The following is a 229-nucleotide window of genomic DNA, read 5'->3' on the forward strand; positions in this document are numbered from 1 at the left end:
ATGCACATCTTGAGTGCTTTGTTCACAGTCATTATGTTAGTCCCGTTTGCGGTCGTTGGTCTTTGGCGTTCCCGAGCTAAGTGGAAGTATCTGGGTAAGATTGCGTTGAACGTGCTCTTAACGTTGATTTTGGCTGGAAACTACTTCATTGGCTTCTTGAACATTTTCGGGAAAAACGAACTCATGCCACCATTTATGATGAAAGACATGAGTACGTATTCGGCTAATT

The 229-nt window shown here is 42.8% G+C and carries 1 pseudogene; it reads left to right on the forward strand.

The features are described from left to right. Positions 1-229: pseudogene (locus AC6UDG_RS07955) on the forward strand (MFS transporter); the annotation flags it as partial.

The sequence above is a fragment of the Fructilactobacillus sp. X2R1C1 genome (genome assembly GCF_059901435.1).